This is a genomic window from uncultured Sphingomonas sp., assembly GCF_964244265.1.
Classification (GTDB): domain Bacteria; phylum Pseudomonadota; class Alphaproteobacteria; order Sphingomonadales; family Sphingomonadaceae; genus Sphingomonas.
Genome location: NZ_CAXTHV010000038.1, coordinates 21,087 through 27,086, shown reverse-complemented (window position 1 = coordinate 27,086; position 6,000 = coordinate 21,087). Strand labels below are relative to the sequence as shown.

Here is a 6,000-nt window from a genome sequence, read left to right as displayed (position 1 = left end):
GCTTGCCGAACAGCAGTTCCTCGGCCAGCGGCTGCTTGATCTTCTCCTGGATCAGCCGCGCCATCGGGCGTGCGCCATAGAGCTTGTCATAGCCCTTCGTGGTCAGCCACGCCTTGGCCTCCTCGTCGAGGTTGATGTGCACGTTGCGGTCGGCCAGTTGCAATTCGAGCTGGAGCACGAACTTCTCCACCACCCGCGCGACGACTTCAGGGGGCAGATAGCCGAACGGCACGATCGCATCGAGCCGGTTGCGGAATTCGGGCGTGAACATCTTCTGCACCGCCTGCTCGTCCTCGCCCTCCCGGGTAAGGTTGCCGAAGCCGACCGTTTCGCGCGCCATGTCGGACGCGCCGGCATTGGTCGTCATGATCAGGATGGTGTTCCTGAAATCGACGGTCTTGCCGTGGTGATCGGTCAGCTTGCCGTTGTCCATCACCTGAAGGAGGATGTTGAACAGGTCGGGATGCGCCTTCTCGATCTCGTCGAGCAGCAGCACCGAATGCGGCTGCTGGTCGACCGCGTCGGTCAACAAGCCGCCCTGGTCATAGCCGACATAGCCCGGAGGCGCGCCGATCAGCCGGCTGACCGAATGGCGCTCCATATATTCGCTCATGTCGAACCGCTGGAGCGGGATGCCCATGATCGCGGCCAGCTGGCGAGCGACCTCGGTCTTGCCGACGCCGGTCGGGCCGGTGAACAGGTAATTGCCGATCGGCTTGTCGGGATCGCGCAGGCCCGCGCGGCTGAGCTTGATCGCCGAGGCGAGCTTCTCGATCGCCGCATTCTGGCCGAACACCACGCGCTTCAGGTCGGTTTCCAGCGTGGCGAGTGCCAGTGTATCGTCCTTCGACACCGATTTCGGCGGGATGCGCGCCATCGTCGCGATCACCTGTTCGATCTCGCGGCTGGTGATCGTCCGCTTGCGCTTGTTCGGCGCAACCAGCATCTGCATCGCGCCGACCTCGTCGATCACGTCGATCGCCTTGTCGGGCAGCTTGCGGTCGTTGATATAGCGCGCCGACAGCTCGACCGCGGTCTTGATCGCGTCGGGCGTGTACTTGACCGAATGATGGTCCTCGAACGCCGTGCGCAGCCCGGCCAGGATCTTGATCGTGTCCTCGATCGACGGCTCGTTGACGTCGATCTTCTGGAAGCGCCGCAGCAGCGCGCGGTCCTTTTCGAAATGGTTGCGAAATTCCTTGTAGGTGGTCGAGCCGATGCACCGGATCGTGCCGCCCGACAGCGCGGGCTTCAGCAGGTTCGACGCATCCATCGCCCCGCCGCTGGTCGCGCCCGCCCCGATCACGGTGTGGATCTCGTCGATGAACAGGATCGCATCGGGCATCTTTTCGAGCTCGGTGACGACCGCCTTCAGCCGCTCCTCGAAATCGCCGCGATAGCGCGTGCCGGCCAGCAGAGCGCCCATGTCCAGCGAATAGATGACCGCGGGCTTCAGCACGTCGGGCACGTTGCCCTCGATGATCTTGCGCGCCAGTCCCTCGGCGATCGCGGTCTTGCCGACGCCGGGATCCCCGACATAGAGGGGGTTGTTCTTCGACCGGCGGCACAGGATCTGGATCGTGCGGTCGACTTCCGCCATGCGGCCGATCAGCGGATCGACCTTGCCGGCCTTGGCCTTCTCGTTCAGGTCGACGGTGAACTGCTTCAACGCGCTTTCCGACTTGCCCTTGTCCGACTTGGCGGGTTTCTCCTCCTCGGCGCCCTTGGGCATTGCCGCCTCGGTCGGCGATCCGCCCTTGCCGACACCATGGCTGATGAAGCTGACCGCATCGAGCCGGCTCATGTCCTGCTGCTGCAGGAAATAGACTGCATAGCTCTCGCGCTCGCTGAACAGCGCGACCAGCACGTTGGCGCCGGTCACCTCGTCGCGGCCCGACGACTGGACGTGGAGGATGGCGCGCTGGACGACGCGCTGGAAGCCCGAGGTGGGCGACGGGTCGGTCGACTTGTCGACCTTGAGCGCATCGAGCTCGGTGTCGAGATAATGCGCGACGGTAGTTTTCAGGTCGCCCAGCTCGACGCCGCACGCCGACATCACCTTCGACGCCTGTTCGTCGTCGACCAGCGCGAGCAGCAGGTGTTCCAGCGTGGCATATTCGTGGCGCCGCGAACTGGCGGCTTCGAGCGCCTTGTGCAACGTGGTCTCGAGGGCGGAGGCGAAGGACGGCATCATGATACTCCAGTCGGGCCACGGGGACAGGCGGCCCTTGCCCCCAATGTCGGAAGCGACGGGCTCCGCATCAAGCGTCGGCCACGATCCGCACCCCATCGGCGCGCGATTTCGTCGCCGGCCAGGATGCGGCCCACGCTCATCGCCGGAATAGATCGTCGGCGCTTGCGCGGTGGTTAACGGCGCGGCTCATATGGTTTCGCGTCCGCTCGATCTCGGCGTCCAGCGCGACGATCCGGGCGGTCAGCTCCGCGACCGACAGCGGATCCAGGTCCTGCCTGGCCAGCAGGATCGTCGGATCGCCCGCTTTGGGCGGAGGCGCGATATCGTCGGTGTCCATCGTCCATGATGCTCGCGCGGCGGGCGCATGCTGTCAATGCCATTGCGGTGCAGCGCGGCCAGGCCCAATTGCCACGGACGGGGTGGTGCCGATAGGATGCGGGGGAGCGCAATGGCGACGCGAACAGGCAAGGCGGCAAGTCGATGACCGCAATTCCAGGGATGATGCGGGCGATCGACCCTGCTGCGCCGGGAGGCCCCGAGGTATTGGAGATCGTCGAACGGCCGGTGCCCGCCCCGGGCGCCGGAGAGGTGCTGGTCCGGGTCGCCGCGGCCGGGGTCAACCGGCCGGAAATCCTGCAGCGCCAGGGCAAGTATCCGCCACCGCCCGGCGCGCCGTCGATCCCCGGGCTGGAGATTGCCGGCGCGATCGTCGCGGTCGGCGATGACGTCGATGCCGGCCAGGTCGGCCGGCCCGTCTGCGCATTGGTCGCCGGGGGCGGCTATGCCGATTATGCGATCGCCCCGTTCGGCCAGTGTCTGCCCGTTCCCCCCGCGCTGACGATGATCGAGGCGGCGGCAATGCCGGAAACGCTGTTCACGGTGTGGACCAACTTGTTTGAACGCGGCTTCGCCGCAGACGGCGACACCGTGCTGGTCCATGGCGGGACCAGCGGCATCGGCACGATGGCGATCGCCTTGTGCCGATTGTTCGGGGTGGCGATCATCGTCACTGCGGGGTCGGACGAGAAATGCGCGGCGTGCGTCGCGCTCGGCGCGGACCATGCGATCAACTACAAGACCACCGATTATGTGGAGGCCGTCGCCGCCATCACCGGCGGCAGGGGGGTGGCGGTGGTGCTCGACATGGTCGGCGGCGACTATGTGCCGCGCAACCTCAAATGTCTGGGCGACGATGGCCGCCACGTATCGATCGCGGTCCAGGGCGGAGGAACCGCGACGATCCCGATCGTCGACGTCATGCGCCGCCGCCTCACGCTGACCGGATCGACCCTCCGCCCGCGCAGCGTCGCGTTCAAGAGCGCGGTCGCCGAAGAACTCGCGCGCACCGTCTGGCCGCATGTCGCCGCGGGCGAACTGAAGCCGGCGATCGACCGCGTATTCCCGCTGGCCCGGGCACCCGACGCGCACCGGCGGATGGAGGCGGGCGACCATGTCGGCAAGATCGTACTGACGATGGCCGACCATGCGGCGCCACGATTCGAAATGTAACATAGCCCCGGCATAGCGGACCCATGCGAGGCAGCGGGGCGCGGCAAGCTATGATCGACCAGGTTAGGTTCCCGTCGGACGACACGATCGCCGATCTGGCGGATTTCCTGCACTCGGCGCCGGCCATTCCCGAGCGTGCCATCCACGAGCGGCGGCAATATCGCACGATCTGGATCTCCGACGTCCACCTCGGCACGCGCGGCTGCAATGCCGGGATGCTGATCGACTTCCTCGATCACGCAGACAGCGAGCAGATGTACCTGGTCGGCGACATCATCGACGGCTGGCGGCTGAAGAAGAAATTCTACTGGCCGGCGGCGCATAACGACGTCGTCTGGCGCATCCTCAAGCGAGCCAAGCGCGGTACGCGGGTGACCTACATTCCGGGCAATCACGACGAGATCATGCGCCAGTTTGCCGGGCTCGACTTTGGCGGCGTGGCGATCCGGCGCCAGGCCATTCACACGACCGCCGACGGTCGCCGCCTGCTCGTGCTCCACGGCGACGAATTCGACGCGATCACGCTGTCGCATCGCTGGCTCGCCCATGTCGGCGATGTCGCGTACACGCTGATGATGGCGCTCAACCGATGGGTGAACGCCGGCCGCCGGCTGTTCAACATGCCCTATTGGTCATTGTCGAGGCACGCCAAGGCCAAGGTCAAGAACGCCGTCGAGTTCATCTCCAGATATGAGGAGGTCGTCGCCGAGGCTGCCGGCGCACGCGGGGTGGATGGCGTGGTATGCGGTCACATCCACACCGCGGAATCCCGCGACATTGGCGGCGTGCAATATTATAACGACGGCGACTGGGTCGAAGGCTGCACCGCATTGGTTGAGCATTTCGACGGGCGCATGGAGGTGTTGCACTGGGCGAACGAGATACAGGATCGGCGGAACGCCCGCGTCGTGACGCTCGCGGCCGCCTGAACAACGTGCGGATCGCGATCGTCACCGATGCGTGGAGCCCGCAGGTCAACGGCGTCGTCCGGACGCTCCAGTCGGTACGCGCGGAACTCGAACGCCAGGGGCATCAGGTGCTCATCGTCTCGCCCGACCTGTTCTATTCCTTGCCCTGCCCGACCTATCCCGAAATCAGGCTTGCCCTCGCCTCGACCGGCGGTGTCGGGCGATTGCTGGAGGAGTTCGGCCCCCAGGCGATCCATCTGGCGACCGAGGGCCCGGTCTGCCTCGCCGCGCGCCGCTGGTGCCTGGCGCGCGATTTCCCGTTCACCACCGCCTACCACACTCAATTCCCCGACTATGTCGCGGCACGGACCGGCGTGAACCCCGAATGGGTGTGGCGTTATATCCGCTGGTTTCATGCCCCGGCGCAGGCGGTGCTCGCCTCGACCGAATCGATCGCCGCAACGCTGCGCGCGCACGGGATCGATCGCATTCGCCATTGGGGGCGCGGGGTCGATCTCCGATTGTTCGGCAAGGTGCCCGCCGATACCGCGATCCGCGCGCTGCCCGGGCCCGTGCTCCTCTATGTCGGGCGGGTCGCGATCGAGAAGAATATCGAGGCATTCCTGACGTCCGCGCACCCCGGCAGCAAGGTGGTGGTGGGTGACGGCCCGGCGCGCGCGACGCTGGCGGCACGATTTCCCGACGGGCATTTCCTGGGTCCGAAATTCGGCGCCGACCTCGCCGCCGCATACGCTGCCGCCGATACGCTGGTCTTTCCCAGCAAGACCGATACGTTCGGGCTGGTGATGATCGAGGCTATGGCGTGCGGCACGCCCGTCGCCGCCTATCCGGTGACCGGACCGGTCGACGTGCTGAAGCCGGGCGTCGGGGTCATGGACGACAACCTCGACACCGCCATCGTCGCCGCGCTTACGCTGGATCGCGCGAAGTGCGCCGCTTACGGCCAGAGCTTCACCTGGGCGGCAAGCGCGCGGCAATTCCTCTCGGCGCTGTGCCCGATCGACGACAGCGCGATTGCCGCTTAGGACCCGGCGCCCAATCGGCCGGTCAGCAATTACCGATATCCACCCATTTGCCGTTCCAGCATTCGCGCCGCTGTCCCGCGTCGCAGACCGTCGAGCCATCGGAATATTTCTTGTCGTTCCAAAAGCAATCGGCGTGGCCCGGCGCCGCATCCAACGTCGGGGCGTCCGGCGATTTTGCCGCAGCCTTTGGTGAATTGCGCGATGCCGGATTTTGTGGCGGTACATGCTCGTCGGCCATGATCATCCTCCGCTTGTTGGCTGGTTGAAAATGCGCTTTTGCCGTCGCGGACGCAACGGATTCCCACGCCGCTTGCTCATGACGATGATTCACACTAAGTCCCTG

The 6,000-nt window shown here is 65.8% G+C and carries 6 protein-coding genes; 3 read left to right on the top strand and 3 right to left on the bottom strand.

The genetic code is table 11. The annotated features are described in order from the left end of the window. Window positions 1-2,191, bottom strand: a 2,191-nt coding sequence (gene clpA, locus ACFE7K_RS13950) for an ATP-dependent Clp protease ATP-binding subunit ClpA (RefSeq protein WP_375398805.1), incomplete at its 3' end; no start/stop codon positions are given. 139 nt (window positions 2,192-2,330) lie between these two features. Beyond that, complete coding sequence (locus ACFE7K_RS13945; protein ID WP_375398804.1) at window positions 2,331-2,531, bottom strand: DUF1192 domain-containing protein; 201 nt, start codon at window positions 2,529-2,531, stop codon at window positions 2,331-2,333. Window positions 2,532-2,674: 143 nt separating this feature from the next. On the opposite strand from ACFE7K_RS13945, the gene ACFE7K_RS13940 reads away from it, so the two are divergent. The 3 genes from ACFE7K_RS13940 to ACFE7K_RS13930 are packed head-to-tail and all read left to right on the top strand — an operon-like array spanning window position 2,675 to window position 5,657. Next, window positions 2,675-3,703, top strand: coding sequence for an NAD(P)H-quinone oxidoreductase (locus ACFE7K_RS13940; protein ID WP_375398803.1), 1,029 nt, complete (start codon window positions 2,675-2,677; stop codon window positions 3,701-3,703). 50 nt (window positions 3,704-3,753) lie between these two features. Further along, complete coding sequence (locus ACFE7K_RS13935) at window positions 3,754-4,632, top strand: UDP-2,3-diacylglucosamine diphosphatase (protein WP_375398802.1); 879 nt, start codon at window positions 3,754-3,756, stop codon at window positions 4,630-4,632. A gap of 5 nt (window positions 4,633-4,637) precedes the next feature. Further along, window positions 4,638-5,657 carry a glycosyltransferase family 4 protein gene (locus tag ACFE7K_RS13930; protein ID WP_375398801.1) on the top strand — a complete coding sequence of 340 codons (1,020 nt, stop codon included), beginning with the start codon at window positions 4,638-4,640 and terminating at the stop codon, window positions 5,655-5,657. A 22-nt stretch (window positions 5,658-5,679) separates the two neighbouring features. On the opposite strand, the gene ACFE7K_RS13925 is transcribed toward ACFE7K_RS13930, so the two are convergent. Then, window positions 5,680-5,895: a hypothetical protein gene (locus ACFE7K_RS13925; protein WP_375398800.1), complete on the bottom strand. Its 216-nt coding sequence runs from the start codon at window positions 5,893-5,895 to the stop codon at window positions 5,680-5,682. Window positions 5,896-6,000 lie beyond the last annotated feature (105 nt).